Below are 25,905 nucleotides of genomic sequence, written 5' to 3' on the forward strand. Positions count from 1 at the left end.
CATGTCACAGCGGAAGGTGAAGCGCATGCGCGCCGCCATGCGGCGCGAGGAGGCCAGACGGCGCGAGGAGCGCAGGCGGCTGGTGCGCAGGATCACGTACGCCGCCGCCGCCGTCGTGGCGGTGGTGGCCGTGGCGACCGGGGTGCTGGTGTTCACCTCTGTCGGCGCGACGAACACGGCCACGCCTGCGGCGAACACCTCGCCGCCGGCGTCGACGGCGGGACCCGTCAAACCCTCGGCCACGCCGTCCGCGCCCGCGTCGCCCGCGTCGACGTCCGCCGGCGCGTCGCCCGAGGCGACGGCGTCCAGCCGCTGACGGGGCCCGGAGGGCCGGGTCGGGCACGGTGGCCGGCCGGCGGTTCACCCCGGCAGGACGGGGTCCGCCGTGCCCGGCCTATCCGACGACCCCGGAAACGCTGGGCGGCCAGATGCCGACGTTCAGGAGCCGGTGCGCGTAGAAGTAGGCCACGAGCTGACTGCGGTTGCTGCAGGCGAACTGGACGAGCAGCTTGCTGATCCGCTCCGCCACGGTGTATCGGCTCAGGTGCATCTCACGGGCGATCCTCGTCGTCGTGTAGCCCCTGGCCAGCATGACGATCAGCCATCTGTCGCGATCATTTATCAGGCCGTCGGAAACAGGGTCCATGTGCAGTCCCGGGTCGGATCGCCGTTCGATGAAAGAGAACCTGGTCGGGTCCCTTTGCGGCGACCCTAGAAAGGGGCGCTTAACGATCGGTATGGCCTGACCATGGCCCCGGTTACGGCCCTCCCGGCCGCGTCGGTAGCCCACGTTTGTGGGGTTGTGTTACCTGCTCGTCCCCGGCTCATACTCGACCTGCGACGCGTTACGGCGAGGCCGGGGACGAGCGGAGAGCCGCTCACATCGCTCAGGAGCACACCGACAGCGGGAGGGCGAAGTGAAGGGCAGGCTGTGTTGCGAGATGTCGTGACGGCCGTGGGGCTGACCAAACGCTATCGGGGCAGCGAGAAACCGGCCGTGGACGGCGTCTCCTTCGAGATCGCCCGGGGAGAGACCGTCGGACTCCTGGGCCCCAACGGCGCCGGCAAGACGACACTGATCAAGATGATCTGCGGAGTCACCACCCCCACCTCCGGTGAGATCCGGGTCTTCGACGCCGATCCGGTGCGCCAGCCCGTCCTCGCGAAGAGCGGCATCGGCGCGATGCACCAGACCGGCCCGTTCGACATGATGCTGCCGGCGCTCGACAATTTGCGGATCGCCGCCCGGTTCCGTGGGCTGCGGTGGCGCGACGTGCGGCCGTGGGCGTCGGAGGTGGCCGACTTCCTCGGCCTCACCGGTGCGATGCAGCGCCTGGTCTTCCAGATGTCGGGTGGTCAGCGGCAGCGGTTGCAACTGGTTCGGGCGCTGCTCACCATCCCGCAGTTGCTCATCCTCGACGAGCCCTCCGCCGGCCTGGACGTCGCGGGACGGCGCCATATCGAGCGCTTCGTGACGTGGCTGCGCGAGGAGCACGGCGTGACCGTGCTGTGGACCAGCCACCACATCGACGAACTCGAGCGCAACAGCCAGCGCGTCCTGGTCGTCGACCGGGGCAAGGTGCTGCGCTTCGCCAAGCCGCGCGAACTCGTGGAGGAGTTCGGCAGCACCCACCTGCTGGTGACCGTCGAGGACCCCGCCTCGGGCGCCCTGGTGGCCGCCTGGGCGGAGTCCGCCGGGCTCAGGGCGAAGGCCGAGGACGACGAGGTGCGCATCGACGACGCGAACGTGCGGGACGTGCTGCCGGAGTTGTCCCGATACTGTCAGGACCACGGGATCGCGATCACCGGAGTGTCGACGGCCGTGGACTCGCTCGAGGAGGTCTTCCTCCGGATGACCGGGAACGAGGGGTGACGATGGCCGCCGGGCTGCACTTCCACACCGCGCCCCCCGCCCGCACCGCGAGGGCGGCGGACCTGTCCGCGGTGCTCTACCGGGAGTACGCGCTGCTCGCCCGCAACCGGGTCTACCTCATCCTCGGCCTGACGCCGATGCTGGTGTACCTGCTGCTCGTGAACACCTCGCTGAGCAACCTCGTCAGGGTCGTCGACTACAAGGGCGTCAGCGTCGGGTTCGCGGTCTTCCTGCTCCCCATGACGCTGGCGATGTCGGTCGTCAGCGCGGCGGGCACGTCCGCCATGGCCGTGTTCCAGGAGGAGATGAGCGGGGTGGCCACGCAGCTGTGGTCCTACCCCATGCGCAGGTCGCGCTTCCTGCTCGGCAAGATGATCGCCGGAGTGTCGCTCGTGCTGGGGCAGACCCTGCTGGGCCTCGCCGTCGCGGCGATCATGTTCGACCTCCCGTTCGGCGCGGAGAACTGGCTCGGGCTGCTGACGGCGCTCACGCTGTCGGCCCTGGCGCTCAACGGGCTGTACCTGGCGGCCGCGATCACGATCACGGACTACCAGGCCTTCATGGTGCTGTCGAACGTGTCGATGCCCGTTCTCGTCTTCAGCGCCCCCTCGATGTACACCACCGAGAGCATGCCCACCGTGCTGCAGTGGATCTCCGTGGTCAACCCGCTGACGTACGCCATCAACGGCATGCGGGACGCCGCGGTCTTCGGCTTCGGCGAGGCATGGGTGGACCTGCTCGTGCTCGCGGTCATGGCGGCCGTCGGCTACGCCGTGGGCGGACGGGCCCTGCTCAAGCGCGCCGGCAACATCTGACCCCACCACCTGGGCCCGCAACAACCGAGCCGGCCACATCTGAGCCCGCCGGCTCGATCCCGGCACCTCACCTCGGCATCACTTCGGCAGTCACTTCGTTCAGGGCAAGGGGACGATGCGGACAGACACCTCCTCCCACTCATGGATCCTCTCCCTTTCCGACCAGTCGAAGGTCCGGTTGCCGGGGACGGACCGGGCCAGGGACCCGGCCGCCTCGCTGGAGATGGCCGGCCGTGCGGCGCGCAGAGCCGGCGTCACCCGGGTCGCGGACATCACGATGCTCGACACGATCGGCATCCCGACGTTCCAGGCGATACGGCCCACCGCCCGGACCCTCGCCGTCTCCCAGGGGAAGGGCGCCACCCCCGACCTGGCGAAGCTGTCCGCCATGATGGAGGCCATAGAGCTCTGGCACGCGGAGCAGCCCATGCGGCCGGTCACCACGGCCTCTCCCCGCGAGGTGGCCGGGGAACTGGGCTACGACGTCCACGCTCTGCCGCTGTGCACGCCGGCCCTGCTGCACGACGGCCTGCCGGTGGACTGGGTCGCCGCCAGGTCGCTCGCCGACGGGTCGCGGTGCCTCGTCCCGAGGGACGTGGTGGAGTTCACCCTCATCCGCAGGACGGGCTGGAACCCGCCGGCGTTCTTCTCCTCGACCAACGGCTTGGCCAGCGGGAACACGCGGGCGGAGGCCGTCCTGCACGCGTTGTACGAGGTGATCGAGCGGGACGCGGTGACGGCCTTCGTCACCGGCGGCGACCCGGGCGTACAGGTCGACCCGCGCTCGCTCGGGTCGCCGGTCGTCGACGACCTGTGCGTGACGATGGAGCGGGCCGGGATCCGCCTGGAGGCGAGGTCCCTCACCTCCCCGACCGGGCTGCCGTGCTTCGTCGCCCGGATCACCTGCGACGACTATCCTCCGCCGTTCATGGGCTTCGGCTGCCACCTGAGCTCGGAGATCGCGCTCAGCCGCGCCCTCACCGAGGCCGCGCAGGCCAGGCTGGGCTACGTCTCGGGCGCGCGCGACGACCTGCGGCCCGACATCCAGGACGACCTGGGCGCCAAGCGCCGGCCGGAGCCGGTGGGGGAGGCCGGTGCGCCGATATCGCCCATGCACGCGCACGAGAGCCTGGGCGACGACCTGGAGGACGTGGTGAAGCGGGCCGCGGTCGCCTTCTGCCACGCACCCCTCGTCGTCGACCTGACGAGGGAGGACGTCGGAGTTCCCGTTGTCAGGGTGCTGGCGCCGGGGAGCCGCGTCTGCGCGGAGATCTTCTGATGAGCAGGGGTTTCCCGATGAGCGGGGCTTTCCGGAGAGTGAGGGTGTCCTGATGAGCTCGCACAACGTGGTCGTCTACGCCGGCCCGACGATCTCCCGTCACGAGGTCCTGAGCGTCGTGCCGCATGCGCGGGTGCGGCCGCCCGTGGCCCGGGGCGACCTCCTCGCCGAGACCTGGAGGCCCGGCGACACCGCCGTCATCATCGACGGCTACTACCGCGAACGGCTGTCGGTGGGCCACAAGGAGATCCTCTGGCTGCTCGACGAGGGCGTGCGCGTCGTCGGGGCGGCCAGCATGGGCGCGTTGCGCGCGGCGGAGCTGAGCCCGTACGGAATGAGCGGCGCCGGGACCGTCTTCGACATGTACGCGCTCGGCGAGGTCGACGGCGACGACGAGGTCGCCGTGGTGCACGGACCGGCCGACCGCGGATACCCCGCCGGGACGGCGGCGCTGGTCAACATCCGGTACGGCTGTCGCGAGGGCGCGCGGACCGGCCGGATCCCGGCGGCGGCCGGGGAGCGGATCGTGCGGGCCGCGAAGGCGCTGCCCTTCATGCGGCGGACCTGGCGCGAGCTGGACGCGGCGGTGGACTCCGGCGACCGCCCCTTCCTCGCGACGCTGGAGCGGCTGATCGGCACGGGCGAGTGGGACGTCAAGCGGCTGGACGCGATGGCGGCGCTGCGGGCGGTCGGCGAGCGCCCCGGCGAGAGGTCCGGCGAGAGGCCTGGCGAGAGGTCCGCGGACTGGGCGGCCGGCACGGTGCTGACGGGGATCACCCACTACGAGGCGCTCAAATGGCGGTCGAGGCGTGAGTACGCGCCGGGCAGGTGGATGACCGACCTCGACGTCGTGAACGCCGGGCGGTTGTTCGGCGACGACTATCCCCGCCTGCACGAGGAGGCGCTGACCGGCCTGCTGACGGATTTCGCCGCGGCGGAAGGCCTCGGCCTGGAGGCGTACGCCCGCGCGAGGCTCGGGGTCGCCGAGCCCGCCGCCCTGCCGCCCGTCCTCGCGTCGTGGCTCACGGAAACGGAGCTCGCCGTTCTGCCGGCCGCCGACCGGCTCCGGCTGGTCATGGTGCGGGTCTGGCCGAGCTGGCAGTCGGAAGACTGGAGGCCGGTCGTCCTGGAACGGGTCAGGGAGTCGGACGACTGGCGCGAGTGGTCCGAGATCGTCGCCCGCGCCGACGAGGCCGCGGAGCGGACCCGCGGCAGGCTCGCCGTCCCGCCGCCGGAGATCTGCGCGAAGATCTTCCTCCGCCACTGGCACCGCGAGGGGACCCCGGCGAAGGTCGAGCTGGCCCGGCGGGGCTTCACCGGCATGCAGGAGCTGGGACACACCGTCAGGAGGTTCTTCGCCCTCGACGTCCAGAACGCGCGTGCCGCCGAGCGGCGAGCGCGACCATGAGCGGAGCGGCGAGCCGGCGAGTGAGTGGAGCGGTGGGCCGGGGGACGAGGCCGCCCGCGTGGCGAATGAGGAGGGGAGCGCGACCATGAGTGGAGAGGCGAGCGCGACCATGAGCACGGGAGCCGCCGACGCCGGCTGGGTGCGCCCCGGCGGACGGCCATGTCCGGAAGCGCCGGCGCGTCCCGTGAGAAGAGGGGCATGACCGCGACCACGCTCGAGCAGCCGTTCGACCCGGCGGCCGCGCGGCATCGTACGAACCCCCACCCGTTGTTCCACCGCATGCGCGAGCACGCGCCGGTCTACCGGTACGTGAGCCCGGCGAGCGGCCGGGTGCTGTGGTATCTGACGCGGTACGCCGACGTGCAGCGCGCGCTGCTCGACCCGGACGTCGGGCGCCAGCTCGACCGGCTGCCCCCCGATCTCGCCGCGCCGCACCGCCGGGCGGAGAGCCGTGACCCGCTGGCCATGCTGCGGCGCAACGTGTTCCATCTCGATCCGCCCGACCACACCCGCATACGCCGGCTGATGGCGCCGGCCTTCGGCGCCCGTACGGTGGCCGTGCTGGAGCGGCACGTCCATCGGGTCGCCGGCGAGCTGGTGGACGGCATGGCGGCCGCCGGAGGCGAGGCCGACCTGATCGGGGACCTGGCGCTGCCGCTGCCGATTTTGGTCGTCGCCGAGCTGCTCGGCCTGCCCTTCGAGGACCGCGCCCGGCTGCGCGGGTGGAGCGACGAGATCGTGGGCAGCGGAGACCCGCTCCGGGTGCGCCGCGCCGGCGTCGAGTTCATGGCGTACGCGAACGAGAGGATCGACGAGCGGCGGGCGCATCCGGGGGAGGACCTGCTGTCCCGGCTCGCCGAGGCCGAGCGGGCGGGCGCGATCGGCCGCGTCGAACTGGTCTCCAGCGTGTTCCAGCTGTTGCTCGCCGGGGACGAGACGACGGTCAACCTGATCGGGAACGGCGTGCTGGAGCTGCTGCGGCACCCCCGCGAGCTGGAGCGGCTGCGCGCGCGCCCGGAGCTGATCGGTTCGATGGTCGAGGAGGCGCTGCGGTACAACGGCCCGGTCGGGCACTCCCGGCCGCTGTACGCCCTCGCCGACGTCGAGATCGGCGGGACCGTGATCCCCCGCGGGGACATCGTGGTGCCGGTGCTGCTGGCGGCCAACCGCGACCCGGCGGTCTTTCCCCGGCCGGACGTCTTCGACATCGGCCGCAACCCGAACCGCCACCTGGGCTTCGGTCACGGCGCCCACTTCTGTCTCGGCGCGGCGCTGGCGCGGCTGCAGGCCGCCGCCGCCGTCGGCGCGCTGGTGCGCCGCTTTCCCGGGATCGCCCTGGCGGTCGACCCCGCCGGCCTGGAGTGGACGCCTGACCTGTTCCTGCACGGCGTACGCCGCCTGCCGCTGCGGCTGCGCGCTCACCAGACACCCGTCGGACGCCGAGAGGAACCGGCCAATGAGTGACCGATCGCCGAGTGAGCGACCGCCGAGCGACCGGCCACGAGGCCTCGAGGGATACGCGAACCTGTCCCGGATGGCCTTCGGGTACGCGTCCTCGCAGATCCTCTACGCGGCCGTCCGGCTCGGGGTGCCGGACCTGCTGGTGGAGGGACCCGCACCGGTGACACGGCTCGCGGAGTCGACCGGATCGGACCGGCACGCGCTGTACCGGCTGCTCCGCGCGCTGGTGGTGCTGGGCGTGGCGGAGGAGGGCGAGCCCGGGTGGTTCGGGCTGACGGAGCAGGGGCAGCCGCTGCGCGCCGACCATCCGTGGTCGATGCGCTCCAGCCTCCTGCTGCTCGGCGACCCCGACACCTGGCGGGCATGGGGGGCGCTGACCCACAGCGTGCGGACCGGTGAGGCGGCGTGGGACCACGTGCACGGCGGTCCGCTGTTCGCCCACCTCGCCCGCCACCCGGAGCTGTCGGCGGTGTTCAACAGGGCGATGCGCGAGGGCACCGAACGGATCGCGCCCGCGCTCCCCATGGCGTACGACTTCACCGGCGCCCAAACCGTGGTCGACGTCGGCGGCGGGAACGGCTCGCTGCTGGCCGCGGTGCTGGCCGCGACCCCGGGCGTCAAGGGAATCCTGTTCGACACCGCCGAGGGGGTGACGGGCGCCGCGGAGGAGCTCCGGCGGGCGGGGCTGGCCGACCGATGCTCCATCGAGACCGGCGACTTCTTCGAGGCCGTGCCCGAGGGCGACGTCATGCTGGTGAAGGGCGTCCTGCACGACTGGGACGACCGGCGCTGCGTCGCACTTCTGCACAGTTGCCGCAGGTCGATCGCGGCGGACGGCCGCCTGCTCGTGCTCGAGCCGGTGATGCCGTCAGGCCTCGGCACGCCGGAGGCGGCAGGAGCCGTAATGAGCGACATCGCCATGCTCGTCTACACCGGCGGCAGGGAACGCGGGATGACCGAGTTCCGGGACCTGTTCGCCGCGGCCGGCTTCGGCCTGGCCGAGGTGACTCCCCCGCTGGGGGGCTCGGCGATCCGGGCCCTCGTCGCGATACCGGCCTGAGCTCCGCTGCCCGCCGAAGCTCGGGTGAACATCATCTGCACGAAAGTCGGAGTGGTTCAAACGTGATCCACTCACAACGTGCACCGTTCATCTCGCACTGCCCTGCGGGATGCCGGCCAGGGGGTCATGGCCTGGTCAGCGGAATGAGCACCTCATCGACGATGGAGGCGATCTCGCCGGAGTCCACGAGACCGCCCTCCCACGCCTGGAGGAGGATCAGGCGTGGCCCGACTGAGACAACGCGCGGGGTGAGGCTGCCGGGTGCGGCTTCGCCGCGTTCGACCGCCTGGCGCAGGACGGACAGCAGTACTTCCTGGTGCGGGCGGACCACCAGCCGATGGACCTGCTCGAACAGCTCGGGATGGCGGTGGCGGTGGGCGATGAGCGGGAGCAGCGCGCGGCCGCGCGGCTCGTCGAGCGCCCGTACGAAGTGCTCGAGCAGGGCGATCAGATCATCGCGCAGCGCGCCCGTGCCGGGCGGCGCCGGCGGGTCTCCGAAGCCGGTCGCGGGGTCGCTCAGCGCGGCGAGGACGAGTTCGGCCGGGGTGGACCAGCGCCGGTACAAGGCGGCTTTCCCGGTCCCGGCCGCGGAGGCGATCTTGTCGAACGTCAGCTCCTCGAAGCTGCTCCCGGCCAGTTCGCTCAGGACGGCCTGGAAGATCGCGGTGGTGAGCGCGTCTCCGCGGCGGCGGGTGGGACTCATGAGGACGGATTATCACGCACTTCGCCATGCTAGCCTCCGTTAGTGAACAAACTTGTTCCTTATAGACGGGGGACCCATGTCCAGTGATGGCAGGACAGCCTTGCGCAATGTGCGGGTCTTCGATGGCAAGCGGCTCGGCGAACCCCGTACCGTCGTCATCGACGGTGCGCTGATCGGCGACGATGCCGCAGGGGCGGAGGAGATCGACGCGGCGGGGGCGGCGCTGCTGCCCGGGCTGATCGACGCGCATGTCCATCTGCACGGTCCCGGGAACCTGGCCGCATTGGCCGCCTGGGGAGTGACGACCGGACTCGACATGGCCTGCTGGCCGGCCGAGCGGGTGGCCTCGCTGCGCGAGGCCGGAGGAGCGGCCGACTTCCGTACTGCCGGGCTGCCCGCGATCGGGCCGGGCGGCCACCACGCCCGCATGCCGGGAATGCCGCCGGAAGCCGTCATCCTGACGGCGGCCGATGCGCGGCGGCACGTCGAGGCGCGGGCGGCGGAAGGTGCCGACTACATCAAGGGCGTCGCCGAGGCCCCCGGCGAGGGCGGGCCGCCCGCGGACGCGCTGCGCGCGCTGGTGGAGGCGGCGCGCGAGTACGGGCTCAAGACGATCGTGCACGCCGCCACTCCGGGCGCCTACACGATGGCCGTGGAGTCGGGAGCGGAGTTCGTCACGCACACGCCGATCGCCGGCGGGATCAGGGCGCACGACGTGGCCGCGATGAGGACCGCCGGCCAGAGGTCCATCCCGACGATCACCATGATGGAGGCGTTGCTCACCGCCTTCATGACCTCCGGCCCGCCGCCTGGGCGTGCCGACCACCTGGGGGAGGTGCTGGGCGACGTCGGCCGTCTGCACCGGGCCGGTGTTGAGATCCTCGCCGGGACGGACGCGAACGCTGAGTCGTCCGCGCCGCTGCCCGTGCCCCACGGTGAGAGCCTGCATCACGAGTTCGAGCTGATGGCGCGGGCCGGAATGACGCCGGTGGAGATCCTGCGCTCGGCGACCGTGCTGCCCGCCCGCGCCTTCGGCCTGGCCGACCGGGGCGCCGTCCGGCCGGGCATGCGGGCCGACCTGTTGCTGGTCAACGGCGACCCGACCCGGGACATCACGGCCACCCGCGACATCCGCGCCGTCTGGTGCGTGGGTCGCCCGGTCACTCCGGCCACCGCTCGCGAGCCCTGACACCTGAGCGGCTGCACGAGCGGAGGTTCCGTGACCGCAGCGGCGTCGAGCGGATCGAGGCAGTACCGCCACACGCCGGCGACGGCCCCCGCAGTCGACAACGGCGCTCGACGATCCGGTCGACCACCGGCTCAAGGGCCGCGTCCCCTACCTCCCGCCACCGCTGGGCACAGGCCGACTTGCTGCCCCCGCCTCGACGGAAGCTCGATCGGCATGGGCGCGAGGGCTGGGACGTCTGAACGTGATCAGCTCAGCCGGGTCCGATCACGAAAAGTGTGCCGGATCCTCGACGGAACGGATCGGCCGGTTTCCTGAAGGCCATGTCACCACTACCGCCCACCGTCACTCAACCAGCATCCGCCGCATTCGCCAGGAAGGATCGGTTGATCTCGATCAGGTGATCAAGCGCTCCCCTGGCGGCCATGAGGCTGTCGATCGTCGAGGTAAGGCGGGTTCGCTCATGGTTCATGACGGCCAAGGCATGCAGGGCCTTGGCCGTGGTGGGCTCCGACATGCAGGGGACCATCTGAGCGATGCTCATGGTGGACATACCGGCGGCCAGGAATGTCTGAATCAGCGCCACCCGCTCGACGTGATCGTCGTTGTAGCACCGCTGGCCACTGGGCGATCTCGTACTGACCAGCAGGCCCTGCTGCTCGTAATAGCGCAGCGATCGACGGCTTGCTCCTGTCCGGGCCGACAGCTCACCGATCCGCATCTCAACTCCTCGTGTGCATTGGGTCACAATGCCTTGCCCATGACATCGATGTGAGTGTTTAGCGTAATCCCGTAGCTCGCAACCCGGCGCCGGGGCAGGCGGTCGCCTCCCCCGTGCCGCGAGGACGAAGGAGGCAAAGCATGATCAAGTTCGCCTACATGATCAACCGTGTCGGGGGAATGACCCTCGAGGAATTCGTTGATTACCACCGGAACCACCACGCCCCATTGTTCGCCTCCATCCCCGAGGCGCGACGGTATGTGAAGAAGTACACCGTCTCTCACCCGGTTCCCGCGGACGGCTACCCGAGCCCCGGCTACGACGGCCTCACTGAGATCTGGTTCGAAACCTGGGCGGACCATGACGCCTTCTTCGGATCGAAGAACTACAAGGAGCTGCTGAACCCGGACGAAAGCAAGTTCATCGATTTGGATTCGGTGGTGGTCATGGTCACCGAGGAAAAGGTCGTGATCTGATACGCGCTGCAGGCGGAGCTGGACGACGAGGCGGAGCCTGTCGTCCAGCTCCGCAGCGAACGGCTCAGGACGCGACCGTCATGCTACTTATCTGCGTGATCGTCTTGGTGATTCCGGTGGTCAGCCTGTTGCACGTCCCGCCGGATCTCGGCTGGGCGTACCGCTCAGCGTGGTGGCGTACCGCGAGCGCAGCCACGCGGCCAGGGCGGGATACTGCCCGATCGCCTCCTCGCCGGTGAGGAGGGGCTCCGCCCGCCCGGTCAGCACGCGGGCGATCTCCGACCTGTCCGGCGCGGTAGCGGTGGAGAGCAACGTCTGGAGGCCGAAGAACTCGGCGGCGATTTTCGGGCTGCTCAGCTTCGCCTGGGCCAGGCGGGTGCGGATCTCGCGTTCGAAGGCGTTCGGTTCGCGTCGCGGAGTCCCGTCGAGCCCCGCCCGTTCACCGGCCCCTGCGCGAGCCCTTGTGCCGGCCCCTGCGCCGGCCCGTTCACCGTCTGCCTCGACCGCCATGCGCCATGACTGCTCCGCCTCCGCCGCGAGGGCGGCCTGCAGCCCAGCGAACAGGGACGGCGTCATCCCGTGCCGTGCCAGCTCCTCGCGCAGCCTGAGCGCGCCCAGCGCGGCGACCGACATCCCGTGCGAGTGCACGGGATTCACCGCGACGGCCGCGTCGCCGACGACGGCGAAACCGGCGGGCAGGGGCGCCCGTTCGAAGAACCGCCTCCTGTTGGCGGTGTCGCGGTAGGGCCGGACGGCGCCGAGGGGAGTGGCCTTCGCCATGAGGTCCGCCACGATCGGGTGCCGCAGCGAGCGCGCGAAGGCCGCGAAGCCATGCTCGTCCGTCGGCGGCTCGCCGCCCCTGGTGCCGGTCAGCGTGACGATCCACCGGCCGTCCTCGACCGGGAACAACGTCGCCCCCCGAGCCGGCCGCCCTTTCTCCGCCCCGGGGTGCAGCATGATGGCCGGAATCGTGGCGGCCAGGTCGCCGGGCGCCCGGTAGAGGCGTGTGGCGTAGGCCAGCCCGGTCGCGACCGACACCTCCTCGATGTCCCCGGCACCGATCTCGGCGAGCCAGCGGGGTGACCGCGAGCGGCGTCCCGTCGCATCGACGACGAGGTCCGCGCGTACGGTCCCGGACGGGGCGCCCCGCCGGCTGACCGAGACACCGGTGATCCTGGCCGTGTCCCCGGTGAGCCCGAGCGCCCGCGTGTCGTCCCAGACCTCGACGTCGCCGCCGAGCGCACGCCGCCGCACCACCTGGTCCAGCAGCCCTCGAGTGCAGGAGATCAGGTGGGCACCGGTGTGGAGACGGCGGAACCAGCCGTCGGCGGAGTAGATGAGGGCGTCGCCGGGGAGGTCCCGCAGATGCGCGCCGCTGGCGAGCAGGGCGTCGACCGTTCCGGGCAGCAACGCGTCAAGCGCTCGCGCCCCGCCGGCCACGAGCACGTGGCTGTGGTGCGACTGCGGCAGCCCTCGTCGCGGGCGCGGACCGGACGGATAACGGTCGCCCTCGATCAGGACCACCTCGTCCGCGTGCCCGGCGAGCACGGTGGCGGCGAGCACGCCCGCGAGGCCACCCCCGAGGACGACCGCCCTGCTCACGGAACGAGGCCCGGCGAACGCGTCACGACGGCGACTCTTCCCCGTCCGCGGGCTCCTCGGCGGGGACCTCCTCGATGAGGCCCTGCTCGATCATGGAGCCGATGAACTCCTCGACGTCGGCCAGGATGCGCCTGCTCATCGCGGAGTTGCTGCCGGCGAACTCGCGGGAGAGCCTGAACATGACCGGCTCCCGTTCGCCGTCGCTCGCCACCAGCTTCCAAATCCGGGAGCCGGTGTCGTTGAGGCTGTGGAAGTCGCCCGTCTCGGTGTTGTAGAGCGAGACGCCTTCCCCGGTCTCCTGCCAGATCACGGCCTCGCTGATCCGCAGTGACACACTGACCTCCTCTATAGCGGCGTGATGGGAAGCAACTCGCCGACCCTGACGGTGCCGCGCGAGGGGGGAACGTAGGTCTTCCAGTCGTCGAAGACGGGGTGGACGTCGCCGTTGACGACCAGGCGGGGTGTCGTCATCGCGCGGTCGTCGGCGGCGAGCTCCGACGGGCTGACACCGGCCTCCAGCCACAGCTGCGTGGCGATGCCGTGCCGCAGGATCCGGCACTGGTGGCGGCTGTTGCGCCGCAGGTCTTTGGACTCGGCCATGTGCGCCGCCCGGCATCCGCCGCCGCAGGACGCCTTGATGTAGCACTTCGCGCAGTCGGCGTGGTAGTCGCCGCCGAGCACCGTGCTGGTGCGCATCCCGCGCAGGAGCGGCCCGGCGAAGATCTCCGACAGCGGCTGCCGCCGTACGTTGCCCGCGTGGTGTGACCGTCCGGTGACGAGCTTGCACGGATACACGTCGCCCAGCGAGTTGACGTAGATCTCGTTGCCGCCCATCCCGCAGTTGGCCTTCACCGAGCACGGCGTGATCGGCCTCGGGCCGTCCGGCAGCAGCTTGCCGGCGGCCGGAGACGTCCAGGTGATCCGCTGGATCCGCATGTGGTCTTCCCAGCCGAAGTCGTACTCGTCGGTCTCGCCCCGGCCCAGGTCGTTGTGGTACATCAGCCGGATGCTGTGGACGTCGAGCCCCTCGGCGAACCTCGCGAAGTCCTCCAGCTCGTCCACGTTGTCCGAGGTGACGATGTGGTTGATCCGCGGCACCACACCGGCGTCGTTGAGCAGCCGCAGGGCGCGGTGGGTCCGGGCGAAGGAGCCGGCGCCGCGGGTGCGGTCGTGGGTCTCGGCCGTGCCGCCGTCGACGCTCACCGTGACCATGCCGAAAAGCTCGGCGAAGCGCCTGGCCTGCGCGGGCGTTCTGATCATCGTGGCGTTGGTGACGATGTTCGATGTCAGCCCGCTGCCGTTGGCGTGCTCCACGATCCGGAACAGGTCCTTGCGGAGCATGGGCTCGCCGCCGGTGAAGATCATGGTCGTGGCCCCGATGGCGGCGACCTGGGAGACCAGGTCGAGCGACTCGGCGGTGCTGAGCTCCCCGGGGAGGCACTTCTCCGATGAGGCGTAGCAGTACGGGCAGCGGAGGTTGCACCCGTCGGTGATCGCGTAATACACCTGGAGGAGCGTCGGCTCCTTGACGCTGAGCCTCGGACGGTTCCCGTTGTAGTAGACGATGCAGTTCAGGATGAGCTTGGCGAGGGCCCGATCGGTCTCGTCGGTCTCGTCGAGGAGGGCCGGCTCCCCGCCCGCCCCCGGGCGGGACAGGGCCGCCAGGACGGCGAACTCGCGCGCGTCGAGGACGCATCGGCCGCCCACCTGTGGGTTGACGACCAGGTACCTCTCGTCGTGCACGAAGTAGGTCAGGTCCGCCGGTACGTCGATCAACGAGCGGTTCCGGGCGAGTTGTCCAGGCATCATTCCCCTTTGCGCTCCCAGCCGCAGGTGCGGCCCCAGATTCTGTGGGCGACGCGCGGCCGGAGCCGCACCCGCGAACCGTCCTGACTAGTTCGCCCCGGACCCGGAGCCCGACCAGGCCCCGCACAGGCACTTGCTCTCGACCGGAACGGTGTGGGCCTCCACCTCGGGCCGGGACCACTCGCCGCCGGTGCCGGCGTGCGCCAGCACACCGGGCAGCGCGGTGGGGAGCTTGTCCTTGAGCGAGATGAGCAGGTCGACTTCCTCCCGGGTCAAGGTGGCGAACGCCTCCTCGACCTCGGCGGCCAGCGGGCTGTTCAGAATGCCGGCTTCACGCAGAGCTTCCCTCGGATCGAAGGCCATGCCTTCACCTCTCTGTCTGACGGGAATGCGGTGTATGTCGAGTATGTGCAGGTGGGAAGTGGGTGAGACAACCCCACAAACGTGGGCTAGCCGCGATGCCGCTGGGCTATGGGCGTCGCGTGACCGCCAAGGGCCGGTGGGCGTGTGCCCGGATGTGTCTGCCCTCGGCAGACACATCGACAGGTCGCGGGGTCACGGCGAATAGAAAAGCGTCATGAGTGTTTCACCGAGCGGGAGTTACCGGGACCGGCTGAACGAGAAGCTGTTCCACCAACGGACCCTGATGTTGACCGGAGAGGTCGACGACGAGATGGCCGAGCGGGTGTGCGCCGAGATGGTGTTGCTGGCCTCGGCGGATTCCGAGCGGGACATCATCCTGTACATCAATTCGCCGGGAGGGTCGGTGCTGGCCGGGCTGGCGATCTACGACACGATGAAGCTGGTGCCGAACGACGTGGTCACCGTCGCCCTGGGGATGGCGGCGAGCATGGGTCAGGTGCTGCTGGCGTCCGGCACCCACGGCAAGCGGATCAGCCTCGCACACAGCCGGATCATGATGCACCAGCCGTCGGCCGGCATCGGCGGCACGGCGATCGACATTTCGATCCAGGCGGAGAACCTCAAGTACATGAAGCGGCAGTCCGAGGAGATCCTCGCCGCGGAGACCGGACGCACGGTCGAGGAGATCGCCGCCGACAGTGACCGGGACCGCTGGTTCACCCCCGAGCAGGCCCGCGACTACGGAATGATCGACGAGATCGTCGACTCCTTCCACACCATCGCGCCGTACGCCGCTCCCAACCGGATGGGGTTCTCGTCATGAGCCAGTACACGATCCCGTATGTCATCGAAAAGACCCCGGTGGGGGAGCGGTCGTTCGACATCTTCAGCCGGCTGCTCAACGAGCGGATCATCTTCCTCGGCACGGAGATCGACGACGGCGTCGCCAACGTCGTGATGGCACAGTTGCTGCACCTGGAGGCGGAGAGCCCGGACCAGGAGATCAACCTGTACATCAACTCCCCGGGCGGCTCGTCGACCGCGATGCTCGCGATCTACGACACCATGCAGTTCATTCGCGCGAAGGTCGCGACGTACTGCATGGGCCAGGCGGCCTCCGCGGCCGCGGTGCTGTTCGCCGCCGGCGCCCCCGGACGGCGGTTCATGCTCGGCCACTCCCGCGTGCTGCTGCACCAGCCGTCCACGCAGGGGCAGGGCACCATCTCCGACCTGACCCTGCAGGCGGCCGAGGTGATGCGCATGCGCGCGCAGACGGAGGAGATCCTCAGCCGTCACACCGGGGTCGACGTCGCCCGGCTGCGCGAGGACACCGCCCGGGACCGCATCTTCGGCGCTCGCGAGGCCGTCGAGTACGGCCTCGCCGACGAGCTGATCTTCACCCGCGAGGCGCCGTAGCGCTCACGCCGCCAGCAGCTCCACCCGTGGCGTACGGGACGACCCGCGCGTCGCGAGCCGGCGCGACGCGCTGATCCGCCGGACGGCACGGGTGAGCAGCTGCTCGATCGGCAACCCGAGCGCGTCGCACACCGAATGCAACATCTCCGACGACGGCTCTTTGCGGCCGCGCTCGACCTCCGACAGATACTGCTTCGACATGCCCACCGCACGCGCCACGTCGTCGAGCGTGCGGTCCTGGTCCAGCCTCTCGTCGCGCAGGATCTCGCCGTACACCGTCCGCAGCAACGGGTCAGGGCCGTCGGGGATCGCCGGGTCGCGCTCCTTGGCGGCCCGGCGCGTCCGGATGTCGATGACCACCGATCGGCCAGAGACTGTCATGCTCGCAGTCTGGCACGTCCGGATCTCGGGCAGACCGCGTGTTCGCGGACAGCGTTCGTTACCAATGAGTAACTGAGTGGTCCGGCGCATGGCGGCGATGATCGGACTCGGGAATCCTGGTGGAATGCAACCCGGCGCACATCCCCGTTGTCCGGACTGCGGTGAGCCTCTCACCGGTCCCCTCACGGTCTGCCCGGCCTGCGCGCTGCCGTTGCGAGGCGCTGTCGCCGGCGAACTATGGCGGGTCGACATGGCGCTCGCCGACCTCAGGACGCGTGAGGCGCAACTGACGGCCAGGCGGAACGAACTTGTCGCGGCGTTGCGGACCGCCCGTACCGGGACCAACCGGGCGGAGGGCCACTCCGGCGCCGTGTCGTCACCGGCGCCCGGCCTTGGACGGCCGAGGGATCTGTCGGTGAAAGCAGTACAGAACCTGCTGCTGGCACTCGGCGGGCTCCTGCTGGTCGTCTCCGCGATCGTGTTCACGGCGGTGAGCTGGGGGCACCTCGGCATCGGGGGTCGGGCGGCGATTCTGCTCGGGTTGACCGGGCTCGTCCTCGCGGCCCCGATCCCGTTGCGGCGACGTGGCCTGGCCGCGACGGCGGAGACCCTGGCCATGCTCGGCCTGGCGCTGCTGTTCCTCGACGGCTACGCCGCCCGGCAGGTCGGGCTGGCCGGTCTCGACGCGATCGGTCCTCAGCCTTACACGGCCGGGCTCATCGGGGTCGTCGCCGTGGCCTTCGCGACCTATGGCCGGCTTGCCCGGCTCAGGTTGCCGATCCCCGTGGCTGTCGGGCTGATGCAACTTCCGCTCGCGGTGCCGGCGTTCGACGAGGGAGTCTTCTGGCTCGTCGCGGCCCTGCTCGCCACCGCTTGCGCCGACGCGACGGTCTGGCTGGCCGGGCGGTGGAGGATGGTGGCTGTCTGCTTCGGGTGCACGTGGCCGCTCGGCGTGGTGATCGGGCTCGCGGAAGCAGTGGACACGTACGAACCGCGTAGTGCCTGGCCGCTTTCCGGGGCGCTGATCGTCGCCGTGGTGGCGGGGCTGGTCGTCGCCGTCCGCGCGACGAGGCCGTGGTCGGTAGCGCTCACCGCCATCTCGGCGATCACGCTGATCACGGCACTCGCGGTTCCCGCGCGCGTGGTGCTGGAGGGCCCCTGGGCCGTCGCGCCCGCGCCTCTCGCCGGGCTGGCCGTGACCGTGCTCGCCGTGCTGTCCTCCCGTACTGCTTCAGTGGTCACCGCGGCGGTCACTGCGGCGGTCACGGCCGCGATCGCGACAGCTCTGCTCTCGACGCCGGTGGCGATGCCGGTTATCGTCACACTGGCTGGGCCACTGGCCGTACCACCGGACCGGGGCGGGGTCTGGAGCGGCATCGGGACGACGGGAGTCCGTGAAGCACTCGGTGCGCAGGCGGTCGCCGGGCCGCCCGACCTGGTCGTGCTCGCGGCGCTCGCACTCGTCTGTGCGGTGCTCGCGCTCTTCGTCGCCCGGCACGGCAGGACGGACGACGCCGTTTCGCGCGCCCGGCATCGTACGCTGATCGTTGTCGGGCTGGCGATCGCCTCGGTGACCGTGGCCGTCTGCCCTGTCGCGCTCGGCCTGCCGTACCCGGCGGCGATAGCCGTGCAACTCGTACTCGCTGTCAGCCTCGCCGCGATGTCGGCCAGGACCGCCCTGGTGAGCGTTCTGGCGCTCGCGGCCGCGCTGGAGGTGTGCGCGTGGGCGCTGGTGTCCGAGCCGGCCACGTTGGTCGTGCTGGGGGTCCTCGCCGTCACGGCCGCGGTGACCGTCCCCGTCGCCCGTACGCCGGCCGTACGCACCGGGGCCGCCGTGACGGCGACGCTGCTCTTCGGTGGTGAAGCGGTCGCGCTGTGGATCGCAGCCGGCCTTCAGCCGCGCTCGGTCACCTTCGTCCTCCTCGGAGTGGCCGCCGTGGCCATGATCGTCGCGGCGCCGCCCAAGGCCGCGCTGCTCAAGGCGGGGCCTCGGGTGGCGGTGGAGATCACGGCATACGCGCTCGGGTCGGCCGGTCTGCTCCTGGCTGTGGACCTGCCGATGTTCAGCCTGGCCTGCGCTGCGGCCGGCGTCCTGGCGATCGGTACGGCTCTACGGCCGGACCGGCGGGTGGCCGGATACGTCGGAACCGCCTTCCTGCTGTTGGCCGGCTGGACTCGGCTCCTGGCCGAGCGGGTCGAGCTGGTGGAGGCCTACACGGTGCCGTTCTCCCTGGTGCTGCTCGCGATCGGCTGGCGGCGGGCACGAGAGTCGTCGTCGTGGCCGGCCTACGGCGCGGGCCTGTCCTTCTCCCTCCTGCCGAGCCTCCTGGCGGTCTACGCGCAGCCCGGGGGCTGGATTCGCCCTTTGACACTGGGAGTCGCCTCGTTCGTGGTCCTGTTGCTCGGCGCGAGATCACGGCTCCAGGCGCCCGTGGCGCTCGGAGGGTTCACGCTGGCCGCGGTCGCCGTGCACGAGCTCGCGCCATGGATCGCGCAGCTTGTGACGGCCGTGCCTCGCTGGGTTCCGGTGGCGGCGGGAGGCATGGCGCTGGTCCTGATCGGGGCCACCTATGAGGCACGGCTGCAGGACGTCCGCCGGATGCGCGACGGCTTCCGGGGGTTGCGATAGCGGCGCCGCAGGCGTCGGCGTCAGGGCGCGAGCCGGTGGCCGCCCAGGGAGATCTGCGTCTCGGGCACGGGAGCGAAGAAGTCGAAGTTGGGCGGCGGCCCGACCCGCCGTTCCAGGGTCTTGACCACGTGCCGGACGTCCTCGTTCGGGCCCGCGAGGTAGAGGGGCCTGCCGTCCTTGCCGAAGACGATGGCCGACTTGTCCTCCCAGGCCCCGAGGTGGTCGGCCGCCCCGGCCAAGTCCGTGGCCGGCTCGAAGCCGAGGTCGCGCGCGTAGTCGACCGCGCCGAAGACGAGGTGCCGGACCAGGTCGAGCGGCGCCTCCCGCCACCCGTGCGCGTAGATCCTGAACCACTTGGGGAGGAAGCGGTGCAGCTCCACCTCGCTCATCACGTCGGGTCCGCGGGTGTGCTTGACGCCCAGGCAGTAGACGTCGACGAGGTAGGCGCAGACCGACAGCTTGTCCCAGCCGTGCCTGCGCGCCACCACCACGCTCACCGTGCCCGCGGTCTGCTGGCCGTCCGGAACGTCGTCCCCCCAGCCGTCCGTGCCGGGGACGCCCAGCCCCTCGCTCCAGCCGGCGTTGATCCAGCACCCGGCGAGCTCGGGCTCCGATGCCTTCGTGCTCGTCTGCTGGGCCACCGCCCGGACGTACGGCGCGACCGCCGCAGGCGACATGCCCAGCGCGCGGGCGATCTGCTTGGGGGAGTGGCCCTGTCCGCGGAGCTCGCGAACCTTCTCCAAGATCGAGCTGTCCATAGGCCCGGAAGCCTATCGGCTCATGGACCAGGGGACGGGCGCTGCCCCTACACGTGCTGGCCCTGCACGTGCCGCCCCTGCCGGGCGGGGGCGCGGAAGACCTGACGGCCGTGCCAGGCGATGTGATCGTCATCGACGAGGTCGAAACCGCCCTGGGGGTCGCGGACGGGCCGCCCGGCCAGGGAGAAGACCATCTGCCCGGCCGCCGGGCTCCGGCCGACGAACTTCCCGGAAACGGCGATCGTCCGGTCCGGGGTCACCCCGAGGACGCCCTTGTCGAACAGCTTGTGGTGGATCGAGCACAGGCACAGCCCGTTGGCGACGTCGTCGGGTCCCTCGAAGGCCCGCCAGCGGACATGCGCGGCGTCCAGACCGACCGCCATGCCGTCCAGCCACCCGTCGTAGGCGCAGAAGGCACAACAGTATTCGTACGCCACGAGCACGCTCTCCCGGAACGCCGGATCCCGGCCGGGCCTGGGGGACGGCACGAGCTGCTCGGCGGCGGTGACCTGGTCGTGCAGATCGAGGCCGACGAAACGGCAGATGTCGGGGTGCAGGGACGGCTCGAAGTTGGCGTCCAGAAGGTGCCGCGCGAGCCGTACGACGAGGTGGGAGTCGTCGGTCAGGGCACGCAGCAGGTCGGGGTGGAGCCGCCCGGCGGCCTGGGCCTCCCGGAGGCGGCCGAGTTCGGAGCCGGGGCTGCCCGGTCCGTGCACGGTGTCGACGAGCCAGACGCCGTCGCTGGTGAGGTGATGGAACGGGTAACCCGGGCTGGTGTCCCGCGGCGGCCCGAACTCCTTGAGCAGTGCCTTGAGGTCCGCTTCGGCGGAGCCGAACGGGATCGGCCGGCCGCCTTCGCGCTGGAAGCGGCCGAGGGCGTAGAGCAGCAGAAGCGGCTTGTGCGGTGCCCGTTCGCCCTGCCGCGTCCAGCGCCGGATGTTCGCGACACGCTCGACCCAGTCCATGACCGACACAATAGGGTGATCTTCACCTCGACGCGGCTCACTTCTCCTGCGCGGGTGCCGGATCGGATGCGAGCCGGTTCAACGGCGAGGCGGCGGGCACTGGAGGAGACCGATGGACGAACGGCGGTTGGTGCGGGTCTCGAAATACCTGGCCAAGCATCTGCGGCATCAGCCCGAGCGCATCGGCGTCGAGCTCGATCCGCATGGCTGGGTGGATGTCGGCGTGCTGCTGACGGCGGCGGCCGCGCACGGGTTCCCGATCTCGCGCGCCGAGCTGGAGCAGGTGGTCGCCGACAACGACAAGCGGCGGTACGTGATCGACGGCGATCGGATCCGGGCCGGCCAGGGGCACTCGGTGCCCGTCGACCTCGACCTGCCGGTGGTCGAGCCGCCCCCGTACCTCTATCACGGTACGGTCGCCCGGGCCTTGGACGCGATCCGCGCGGAAGGGCTGCGGCCGATGGCACGTCATCACGTCCATCTGTCGCCGGACCGGGAAACCGCCGCCCGTGTCGGCGCGCGCAGAGGGAAGCCGGTCGTGCTCGCTGTGGACGCGGGCGCGATGCACGCGGCCGGGCATCACTTCCGGGTGAGCGCCAACGGTGTCTGGCTGGTGGACCACGTCCCGCCCGGCTTCATCCGCTGGCGATGAGGCAGCCGGCGGACCGCTGCCTGCCCGTGAGAATCATCGGCAGGCGCCTGTTTTTCGGTGGCGAGCCGGGCATATCCATCCCTATCGTGCCTGCGTGGAAGATCTCATCATCGCCCGGCGCCTGCGCGTTCCCGTCGACGCTGTGGGGGAGGACGCGGCCGGGTGGGGCGGGGTGGCCGCCCGGCAGCTCGACGCGGCGCTGCTCAGCGTCGGCTTCACGTGCTCGCCGGCGTTGCTCGACCGCCTGGCGGGGCTGCCCGGCGAGCAGGTGATCGACCTCGGCGTGCGCGTCCTGGCCGCGGTCCGCCGCCTGGTCGGCGACCACGTCGAACACAACGCCTACTTTATCGACTTTCCGAAAAACGTTCCGGACACTCTGGAGTTCTGGGCGGGGCTGCTACGCGAGGCCATGCTCGACCCGGTCGCCGCCGCCCGGATCCAGCCGGGCATCGTCAACCTGCTGGACCTGCCGCGATACGGCAGCTACCAGCACACCTACGCCGACCTGCTGGCCGCGCACGCCGAGTTGGTCCCCCTGGCGAAAGACCGGGTGACAGTGCTGCAGCTGGGCGGGAGCCTGCGGGACGAAGCGCGAGACCTCTACCTCTCGCTGGCCGGCTCCGAGGTCCCGCTCGCCGCCGAGGATTTGGCCGCCCTGCGCGCGCTGGCCGCCTTCTGTGCCGACCTGCACGCCGACGACCAGCCCGGGCACGTCCCGGTACGCGAGAACCGGGCCGTCATCAACGAGGTGCGGCTGGCCGCCGGGCAGTCGCTGCTCGTCGACACCGTGACAGACGTGCTCCGGCTGGCCGCGCTCTGCTCCGACGGCGACGTCACCCTGGCCACCCCCACCCGCCTGCGCTCCTTCCGCCGAGCAGAACGCCGCATCCTGCTGGCCGCCCTGGACACCGTCCCTGCCGCCAAGCACGGGGACGTGCTCCGTCATCGGGAGCAGTGGAAGCGGCTCGGCGAGCGGCTGCACCCCCACGAGTACCCGCGGTTCCCCCGGGCGGCTGAGGTCTTCGACGTGGCCAGAGGCGTGCGCGAGGTGGCGAGCTTCGGCAGCCGCGTCGAGGCCGCGCTGGCCGCGGGCCGTACCGAAGAGGCCGTCTCGCTGCTGGAGCACACGCCCGGCGCGCTGCTGCGCCGTCTCGACCACCTGCTGCGCGCGGGCGGCGGCTCCGCCGTACTGGAGGCGGCGGAAAGGTCCGCCGCCCGCGCCTCCGGCCGGGTGCTGCTCTCCCTGCGCGAGCACCTGCAGAACCGGCTCGCTCCGGCGAACCGGGTCTTCACCAACCGGGCCGGCAGAGCGTGGACGGCGCCCGACACCCGCGCCCCGCTCGACGAGGAGGCGCTCAACCGTACGCTCGCCATCCTGGACGAGGAGATCGGCCGCCGTCTGCCCGACCTCGGCGAGTTGATCGTCGACCCCGCCGTGCTCGACGTGGCGCTGCCCCTGTCGGGAAAGGCGGTCGCGCCCGGGCTCGGGATGCTGCCCCGCGGCTCGCTGTCGGCCGTGGACGGCGAGCTGCTCCGGTTCTTCGTTCACTGGCGCCAGGCCGAGCGGCGCACCGACTACGACCTGTCCGCGCTCATGCTCGACGCCGCCTACGACAAGCCGACCCACATCTCGTGGACGTCGTACACCAACGACTTCGCGACCTACTCGGGCGACCTCACCGAGGCCCCCGACGGCGCCTCGGAGTTCATCGACGTACGTCTGTCCGGCGCCACCAAGCCGATCATCATCCCTCAGGTCCACGTCTTTGCGGGGGAGCGGTTCGACGAGGCCGCGGAGGCCTTCTTCGGCTACATGACCAGGGACGCCGCCCAGGAGGGCAGGCCGTTCGAACCGCGTACGGTGCGGATGAAGTCCGACCTGCGCGGGGCCGGTCGTGTCGCGCTGCCGCTCGTCTTCCTGCGCGGGGACGACGGCGCCTGGCGGGTGAAGTGGCTGCACCTTTACCTGCCGGGCCATCCGGCGTTCAACCAGGTGGAGGGCAACCGGGTCACCGCGTCGCTGCTCGTGCGCTCGATCGTGGAGCGGGACTACCTCCGGGTCGGCTATCTTGCCGACCTGCTCCGGGCCAAGTCCACCATGGGCGGGCCCGTCACGTACATCGGGCTTGAGGCGCCCGCCGACCTTCCGGAGGGGGCGCGGGTCTACACGCCCGCCACGCTGCACGAGCTGATCCCGGCCTGATAATCTTGCTCAGCGCGAGGCCATGGGAGGGCTTCCTTCTCACCTCTTTGGGAACCGGTCTGCCCGTACGGGCGCCGGTCTGGTTCCAGCTCTTCCGCTTTCCTCGCGCTCCGGCGGGTGAGGCCATTCGGTGGCTTCCTTCTCACCTGGTTCGATTCCAGGTAGGCCCATGGGCCTGCTGGTACATCTAGCCTCCGAGCCCTCCTCACCCGTCCGGCCGGCCAACCGGTTCCCGGTAACAGTCTTCGCCCTCCCGTTCCCCCGATCGCACCGAGGGATCTGCTCCGGCCTCTCGAGCCGGGGAAGGCCGGTCCCGCGAGGCCGGCTTGAACAGTTAGTAACGAACTCATTACAGAAAATCACCACAGGCTCATTGTCGATCTCGGCAGCGATACGTTCACGCAGTGGCACTAGCCGAACACGAAGCGCTCGTCCGTCTGTTCTGCGAACGACCTGACTTCGCCGCCGACCTGCTCACTCGGTCCCTCAGGGTCGAGTTGCCCGACTACGACTACGCGGGTCTTGAATCGGCCGATCTCACCGAGGTCATACCGACCGAACGTCGCGCCGACTCGGTCATAGCCTTCCGTCGTAAGAGCCCCGACGACGAGCCCGAACCTGTCCTTGCTGTGATCGTGGAAGTCCAGCGCGACCGTGATTCAGACAAGCTCTGGTCGTGGCCGCTGTACCTCAGCAGTCTGCGCAGCCGGTTGAAATGCCCGGTCATGCTCCTGGTCGTCGCGCCCGACGCGGCGATCGCCCGTTGGTGCGCCCGCCCCATCGGGCTGGGTCACCCCGGTATGGTGCTGACCCCGCTCGTCGTCGGGCCGGCCGAGGTCCCGGTGATCACCGACCCCGGCCGGGTGGCGGAGGACCTCGAACTCGCCGTACTGTCGGTGATCCATCATGCCGACACGCCGCAGGGCCCGGAGATCCTCGAAGCCCTGCTCACCGCGCTGCACAATCTCGATCGCGATCAGGCGGGTATGTACGCTGACATGGTGCGTGCTGCGCTGCCCGGGGAGATCTGGGATCACTTGGAGAGGCACTTGAAGACCGAGACCTACGAGTACCTGAGTGACTGGGCCCGCGACAACATCGCCAAAGGCAAGGCCGAGGGCAAGGCTGAAGGCAAGGCTGAAGGCAAGGCCGAGGGCAAGGCTGAAGGACAGGCCGAGGCGATCTTGACTGTGCTGTCGGCCCGGGGCATCGAGGTGTCCGAGGATACTTCGGAGAAGATCCGTAGTTGTCACGACCTCGACCGACTGGCTGCCTGGCTCCGAGCGGCCGCCACGGCCGAGTCCTCTGACGCTCTGCTCGACGGCTTCTCCTGATGTCGTCCCTGCGGTGCCGCGGCTCCCGCTGGGCCGGGCGCCCAGGGGAGACCGCACGGCCTCTGATCACGACGGCGACAGCTCGTGATGACCAGGCTGCGCTGCTGGAGTCTGCGAGGCAGAGGGCGGCGCGTGATGTGCACCTCGTCCCCGGCGGCGATTCCCATCGACGGGGCCTTCGGAGCCCGCCTCATACGCAGGCGTGGGCTGACCAGTACGTCAGGCGCGAGTAGGGGTTTGCCGCACAGGTCGAATCGAGGACAGGTATTCCGGGATGACCGAGGCGGGTTCGCGGGCGACGCCGCCGAGCTCGCGTTCGAGCAGGGCGGCGTCGGATGCGCTCAGCTCAAGCAGGGGACGCCGGAGGCGGATGGACCAGGACGTGATGTCGGGGAAGGCATCCAGCCGTGGCACGAGGGGCGCCAGTTCGACCCCGGTCAGGTACGGCGTGAGCGACCGCAGGCCGATGTCGCACCCACGGGTGAAGTCCCGGCCCGCTATCGTGACCGGCTTCTCGTAGGCGATCACCTGCGAGGTGACCTCGGCGATGCCGATGATCCTCGTCCGGTCACGGGTCGGGTTGTGCCAGCAGCCGCGGGTGGTCAGGACGAAAAGATCGTCCCCCGCCTTGAGCCGGTTCACCTCGCTGCGACTGGTCGGAGGGAAGGCCATCCTGGACTCGCGCAGCACCCACGCGACGGCCTCCCGCTCCCCGAGGATCAACAGGTATGCGGTCACGATCGGCACGGTATCGGATGTCCGGGGCGAGGCCGTACGCCGTACCGGCCTGGCTGCGCTCTCAGTGGGGTCTCAC

Annotated in this window: 26 protein-coding genes; 15 read left to right on the forward strand and 11 right to left on the reverse strand. The window is 70.6% G+C overall.

The genetic code is table 11. The features are described 5' to 3' along the window. The first annotated feature begins 1 nt into the window (after position 1). A complete protein-coding gene (locus AB0O28_RS07325) occupies positions 2-316 on the forward strand; it encodes a hypothetical protein (protein WP_363637304.1) in 315 nt (104 codons plus the stop codon). 78 nt (positions 317-394) lie between these two features. Here the strand turns inward: AB0O28_RS07325 and AB0O28_RS07330 are convergent, their stop codons facing one another. Continuing rightward, positions 395-646 (reverse strand): LuxR C-terminal-related transcriptional regulator, encoded by a 252-nt coding sequence (locus AB0O28_RS07330; RefSeq protein WP_363637306.1) that lies wholly within the window; start codon positions 644-646, stop codon positions 395-397. A 309-nt stretch (positions 647-955) separates the two neighbouring features. Between AB0O28_RS07330 and AB0O28_RS07335 the strand changes: the two genes are divergently transcribed. The 6 genes from AB0O28_RS07335 to AB0O28_RS07360 all read left to right on the forward strand — a co-directional run bounded on the left by AB0O28_RS07335 (position 956) and on the right by AB0O28_RS07360 (position 7,896). After that, complete coding sequence (locus tag AB0O28_RS07335; RefSeq protein WP_363637308.1) at positions 956-1,873, forward strand: ABC transporter ATP-binding protein; 918 nt, start codon at positions 956-958, stop codon at positions 1,871-1,873. Between the two features lie 2 nt (positions 1,874-1,875). Beyond that, positions 1,876-2,688 carry an ABC transporter permease gene (locus AB0O28_RS07340; RefSeq protein ID WP_363637310.1) on the forward strand — a complete coding sequence of 271 codons (813 nt, stop codon included), beginning with the start codon at positions 1,876-1,878 and terminating at the stop codon, positions 2,686-2,688. Between the two features lie 115 nt (positions 2,689-2,803). Continuing rightward, positions 2,804-3,967 carry a YcaO-like family protein gene (locus tag AB0O28_RS07345; protein ID WP_363637312.1) on the forward strand — a complete coding sequence of 388 codons (1,164 nt, stop codon included), beginning with the start codon at positions 2,804-2,806 and terminating at the stop codon, positions 3,965-3,967. A 52-nt stretch (positions 3,968-4,019) separates the two neighbouring features. Then, entirely contained in the window at positions 4,020-5,375 is a 1,356-nt protein-coding gene (locus AB0O28_RS07350) for a TfuA-like protein (protein WP_363637314.1), read from the forward strand. A 198-nt stretch (positions 5,376-5,573) separates the two neighbouring features. After that, the gene (locus tag AB0O28_RS07355) at positions 5,574-6,839 is read left to right on the forward strand and encodes a cytochrome P450 (RefSeq protein ID WP_363637316.1); all 1,266 of its coding nucleotides are present in this window, start codon (positions 5,574-5,576) and stop codon (positions 6,837-6,839) included. Beyond that, entirely contained in the window at positions 6,832-7,896 is a 1,065-nt protein-coding gene (locus AB0O28_RS07360) for a methyltransferase (protein ID WP_363637318.1), read from the forward strand. The genes AB0O28_RS07355 and AB0O28_RS07360 overlap by 8 nt, the downstream gene beginning before the upstream one ends. 124 nt (positions 7,897-8,020) lie before the next feature. On the opposite strand, the gene AB0O28_RS07365 is transcribed toward AB0O28_RS07360, so the two are convergent. Then, positions 8,021-8,599: a TetR/AcrR family transcriptional regulator gene (locus AB0O28_RS07365; protein WP_363637319.1), complete on the reverse strand. Its 579-nt coding sequence runs from the start codon at positions 8,597-8,599 to the stop codon at positions 8,021-8,023. 109 nt (positions 8,600-8,708) lie between these two features. Between AB0O28_RS07365 and AB0O28_RS07370 the strand changes: the two genes are divergently transcribed. Next, positions 8,709-9,788: an amidohydrolase family protein gene (locus AB0O28_RS07370; protein ID WP_363637322.1), complete on the forward strand. Its 1,080-nt coding sequence runs from the start codon at positions 8,709-8,711 to the stop codon at positions 9,786-9,788. Between the two features lie 346 nt (positions 9,789-10,134). On the opposite strand, the gene AB0O28_RS07375 is transcribed toward AB0O28_RS07370, so the two are convergent. Continuing rightward, positions 10,135-10,506 (reverse strand): MerR family transcriptional regulator, encoded by a 372-nt coding sequence (locus tag AB0O28_RS07375; RefSeq protein WP_363637324.1) that lies wholly within the window; start codon positions 10,504-10,506, stop codon positions 10,135-10,137. Positions 10,507-10,646: 140 nt separating this feature from the next. Between AB0O28_RS07375 and AB0O28_RS07380 the strand changes: the two genes are divergently transcribed. Further along, complete coding sequence (locus AB0O28_RS07380; RefSeq protein WP_204052833.1) at positions 10,647-10,982, forward strand: EthD domain-containing protein; 336 nt, start codon at positions 10,647-10,649, stop codon at positions 10,980-10,982. Between the two features lie 120 nt (positions 10,983-11,102). Here AB0O28_RS07380 and AB0O28_RS07385 read toward each other — a convergent pair whose 3' ends face one another. The 4 genes from AB0O28_RS07385 to AB0O28_RS07400 form a co-directional block, all read right to left on the reverse strand. Next, entirely contained in the window at positions 11,103-12,584 is a 1,482-nt protein-coding gene (locus AB0O28_RS07385; protein ID WP_363637326.1) for an FAD-dependent oxidoreductase, read from the reverse strand. A 22-nt stretch (positions 12,585-12,606) separates the two neighbouring features. Continuing rightward, the gene (locus AB0O28_RS07390; protein ID WP_363637328.1) at positions 12,607-12,918 is read right to left on the reverse strand and encodes a PqqD family protein; all 312 of its coding nucleotides are present in this window, start codon (positions 12,916-12,918) and stop codon (positions 12,607-12,609) included. Positions 12,919-12,929: 11 nt separating this feature from the next. Then, on the reverse strand, positions 12,930-14,393 hold the full coding sequence (stsB, locus tag AB0O28_RS07395; protein WP_363637330.1) for a StsB family radical SAM/SPASM domain sactipeptide maturase: 1,464 nt from the start codon (positions 14,391-14,393) through the stop codon (positions 12,930-12,932). Positions 14,394-14,477: 84 nt separating this feature from the next. Continuing rightward, positions 14,478-14,753 (reverse strand): StsA-related sactipeptide RiPP, encoded by a 276-nt coding sequence (locus tag AB0O28_RS07400; protein ID WP_363637332.1) that lies wholly within the window; start codon positions 14,751-14,753, stop codon positions 14,478-14,480. A gap of 214 nt (positions 14,754-14,967) precedes the next feature. On the opposite strand from AB0O28_RS07400, the gene AB0O28_RS07405 reads away from it, so the two are divergent. Both AB0O28_RS07405 and AB0O28_RS07410 read left to right on the forward strand, forming a co-directional pair. Then, entirely contained in the window at positions 14,968-15,576 is a 609-nt protein-coding gene (locus AB0O28_RS07405) for an ATP-dependent Clp protease proteolytic subunit (protein WP_363637334.1), read from the forward strand. Beyond that, positions 15,573-16,169 carry an ATP-dependent Clp protease proteolytic subunit gene (locus tag AB0O28_RS07410; protein ID WP_363637336.1) on the forward strand — a complete coding sequence of 199 codons (597 nt, stop codon included), beginning with the start codon at positions 15,573-15,575 and terminating at the stop codon, positions 16,167-16,169. Before AB0O28_RS07405 ends, AB0O28_RS07410 begins: the two co-directional genes overlap by 4 nt. 3 nt (positions 16,170-16,172) lie before the next feature. Here the strand turns inward: AB0O28_RS07410 and AB0O28_RS07415 are convergent, their stop codons facing one another. Beyond that, a complete protein-coding gene (locus AB0O28_RS07415; protein WP_363637338.1) occupies positions 16,173-16,550 on the reverse strand; it encodes a helix-turn-helix transcriptional regulator in 378 nt (125 codons plus the stop codon). Positions 16,551-16,965: 415 nt separating this feature from the next. Here AB0O28_RS07415 and AB0O28_RS07420 point away from each other — a divergent pair, with 415 nt between their 5' ends. After that, positions 16,966-19,179 (forward strand): hypothetical protein, encoded by a 2,214-nt coding sequence (locus AB0O28_RS07420; RefSeq protein ID WP_363637340.1) that lies wholly within the window; start codon positions 16,966-16,968, stop codon positions 19,177-19,179. A 20-nt stretch (positions 19,180-19,199) separates the two neighbouring features. On the opposite strand, the gene AB0O28_RS07425 is transcribed toward AB0O28_RS07420, so the two are convergent. Both AB0O28_RS07425 and AB0O28_RS07430 read right to left on the reverse strand, forming a co-directional pair. Beyond that, entirely contained in the window at positions 19,200-19,937 is a 738-nt protein-coding gene (locus tag AB0O28_RS07425; protein WP_363637342.1) for a helix-turn-helix domain-containing protein, read from the reverse strand. A gap of 47 nt (positions 19,938-19,984) precedes the next feature. Beyond that, on the reverse strand, positions 19,985-20,902 hold the full coding sequence (locus tag AB0O28_RS07430) for a phosphorothioated DNA-binding restriction endonuclease (RefSeq protein WP_363637344.1): 918 nt from the start codon (positions 20,900-20,902) through the stop codon (positions 19,985-19,987). 112 nt (positions 20,903-21,014) lie between these two features. Between AB0O28_RS07430 and AB0O28_RS07435 the strand changes: the two genes are divergently transcribed. From AB0O28_RS07435 to AB0O28_RS07445, 3 genes are all read left to right on the forward strand, one after another. After that, positions 21,015-21,554, forward strand: coding sequence for an RNA 2'-phosphotransferase (locus AB0O28_RS07435; protein WP_363637346.1), 540 nt, complete (start codon positions 21,015-21,017; stop codon positions 21,552-21,554). Positions 21,555-21,648: 94 nt separating this feature from the next. Next, the gene (locus AB0O28_RS07440) at positions 21,649-23,757 is read left to right on the forward strand and encodes a hypothetical protein (RefSeq protein WP_363637348.1); all 2,109 of its coding nucleotides are present in this window, start codon (positions 21,649-21,651) and stop codon (positions 23,755-23,757) included. A 404-nt stretch (positions 23,758-24,161) separates the two neighbouring features. Beyond that, entirely contained in the window at positions 24,162-25,091 is a 930-nt protein-coding gene (locus tag AB0O28_RS07445; protein ID WP_363637350.1) for a hypothetical protein, read from the forward strand. Positions 25,092-25,310: 219 nt separating this feature from the next. On the opposite strand, the gene AB0O28_RS07450 is transcribed toward AB0O28_RS07445, so the two are convergent. Continuing rightward, positions 25,311-25,829 carry a hypothetical protein gene (locus tag AB0O28_RS07450; RefSeq protein ID WP_363637352.1) on the reverse strand — a complete coding sequence of 173 codons (519 nt, stop codon included), beginning with the start codon at positions 25,827-25,829 and terminating at the stop codon, positions 25,311-25,313. Between the last annotated feature and the right edge of the window lie 76 nt (positions 25,830-25,905).

Source organism: Microbispora sp. NPDC088329 (assembly GCF_040685655.1).
GTDB lineage: Bacteria > Actinomycetota > Actinomycetes > Streptosporangiales > Streptosporangiaceae > Microbispora.

What these genes read in the sequence shown, in the direction of transcription:
- AB0O28_RS07325 (WP_363637304.1), top strand. Translation starts at nt 2, where the DNA reads ATGTCACAGCGGAAGGTGAAGCGCATGCGCGCCGCCATGCGGCGCGAG.
- AB0O28_RS07330 (WP_363637306.1), bottom strand. Translation starts at nt 646, where the DNA reads ATGGACCCTGTTTCCGACGGCCTGATAAATGATCGCGACAGATGGCTG.
- AB0O28_RS07340 (WP_363637310.1), top strand. Translation starts at nt 1,876, where the DNA reads ATGGCCGCCGGGCTGCACTTCCACACCGCGCCCCCCGCCCGCACCGCG.
- AB0O28_RS07345 (WP_363637312.1), top strand. Translation starts at nt 2,804, where the DNA reads ATGCGGACAGACACCTCCTCCCACTCATGGATCCTCTCCCTTTCCGAC.
- AB0O28_RS07350 (WP_363637314.1), top strand. Translation starts at nt 4,020, where the DNA reads ATGAGCTCGCACAACGTGGTCGTCTACGCCGGCCCGACGATCTCCCGT.
- AB0O28_RS07355 (WP_363637316.1), top strand. Translation starts at nt 5,574, where the DNA reads ATGACCGCGACCACGCTCGAGCAGCCGTTCGACCCGGCGGCCGCGCGG.
- AB0O28_RS07360 (WP_363637318.1), top strand. Translation starts at nt 6,832, where the DNA reads ATGAGTGACCGATCGCCGAGTGAGCGACCGCCGAGCGACCGGCCACGA.
- AB0O28_RS07365 (WP_363637319.1), bottom strand. Translation starts at nt 8,599, where the DNA reads ATGAGTCCCACCCGCCGCCGCGGAGACGCGCTCACCACCGCGATCTTC.
- AB0O28_RS07375 (WP_363637324.1), bottom strand. Translation starts at nt 10,506, where the DNA reads ATGCGGATCGGTGAGCTGTCGGCCCGGACAGGAGCAAGCCGTCGATCG.
- AB0O28_RS07380 (WP_204052833.1), top strand. Translation starts at nt 10,647, where the DNA reads ATGATCAAGTTCGCCTACATGATCAACCGTGTCGGGGGAATGACCCTC.
- stsB (WP_363637330.1), bottom strand. Translation starts at nt 14,393, where the DNA reads ATGATGCCTGGACAACTCGCCCGGAACCGCTCGTTGATCGACGTACCG.
- AB0O28_RS07400 (WP_363637332.1), bottom strand. Translation starts at nt 14,753, where the DNA reads ATGGCCTTCGATCCGAGGGAAGCTCTGCGTGAAGCCGGCATTCTGAAC.
- AB0O28_RS07405 (WP_363637334.1), top strand. Translation starts at nt 14,968, where the DNA reads ATGAGTGTTTCACCGAGCGGGAGTTACCGGGACCGGCTGAACGAGAAG.
- AB0O28_RS07410 (WP_363637336.1), top strand. Translation starts at nt 15,573, where the DNA reads ATGAGCCAGTACACGATCCCGTATGTCATCGAAAAGACCCCGGTGGGG.
- AB0O28_RS07415 (WP_363637338.1), bottom strand. Translation starts at nt 16,550, where the DNA reads ATGACAGTCTCTGGCCGATCGGTGGTCATCGACATCCGGACGCGCCGG.
- AB0O28_RS07425 (WP_363637342.1), bottom strand. Translation starts at nt 19,937, where the DNA reads ATGGACAGCTCGATCTTGGAGAAGGTTCGCGAGCTCCGCGGACAGGGC.
- AB0O28_RS07430 (WP_363637344.1), bottom strand. Translation starts at nt 20,902, where the DNA reads ATGGACTGGGTCGAGCGTGTCGCGAACATCCGGCGCTGGACGCGGCAG.
- AB0O28_RS07435 (WP_363637346.1), top strand. Translation starts at nt 21,015, where the DNA reads ATGGACGAACGGCGGTTGGTGCGGGTCTCGAAATACCTGGCCAAGCAT.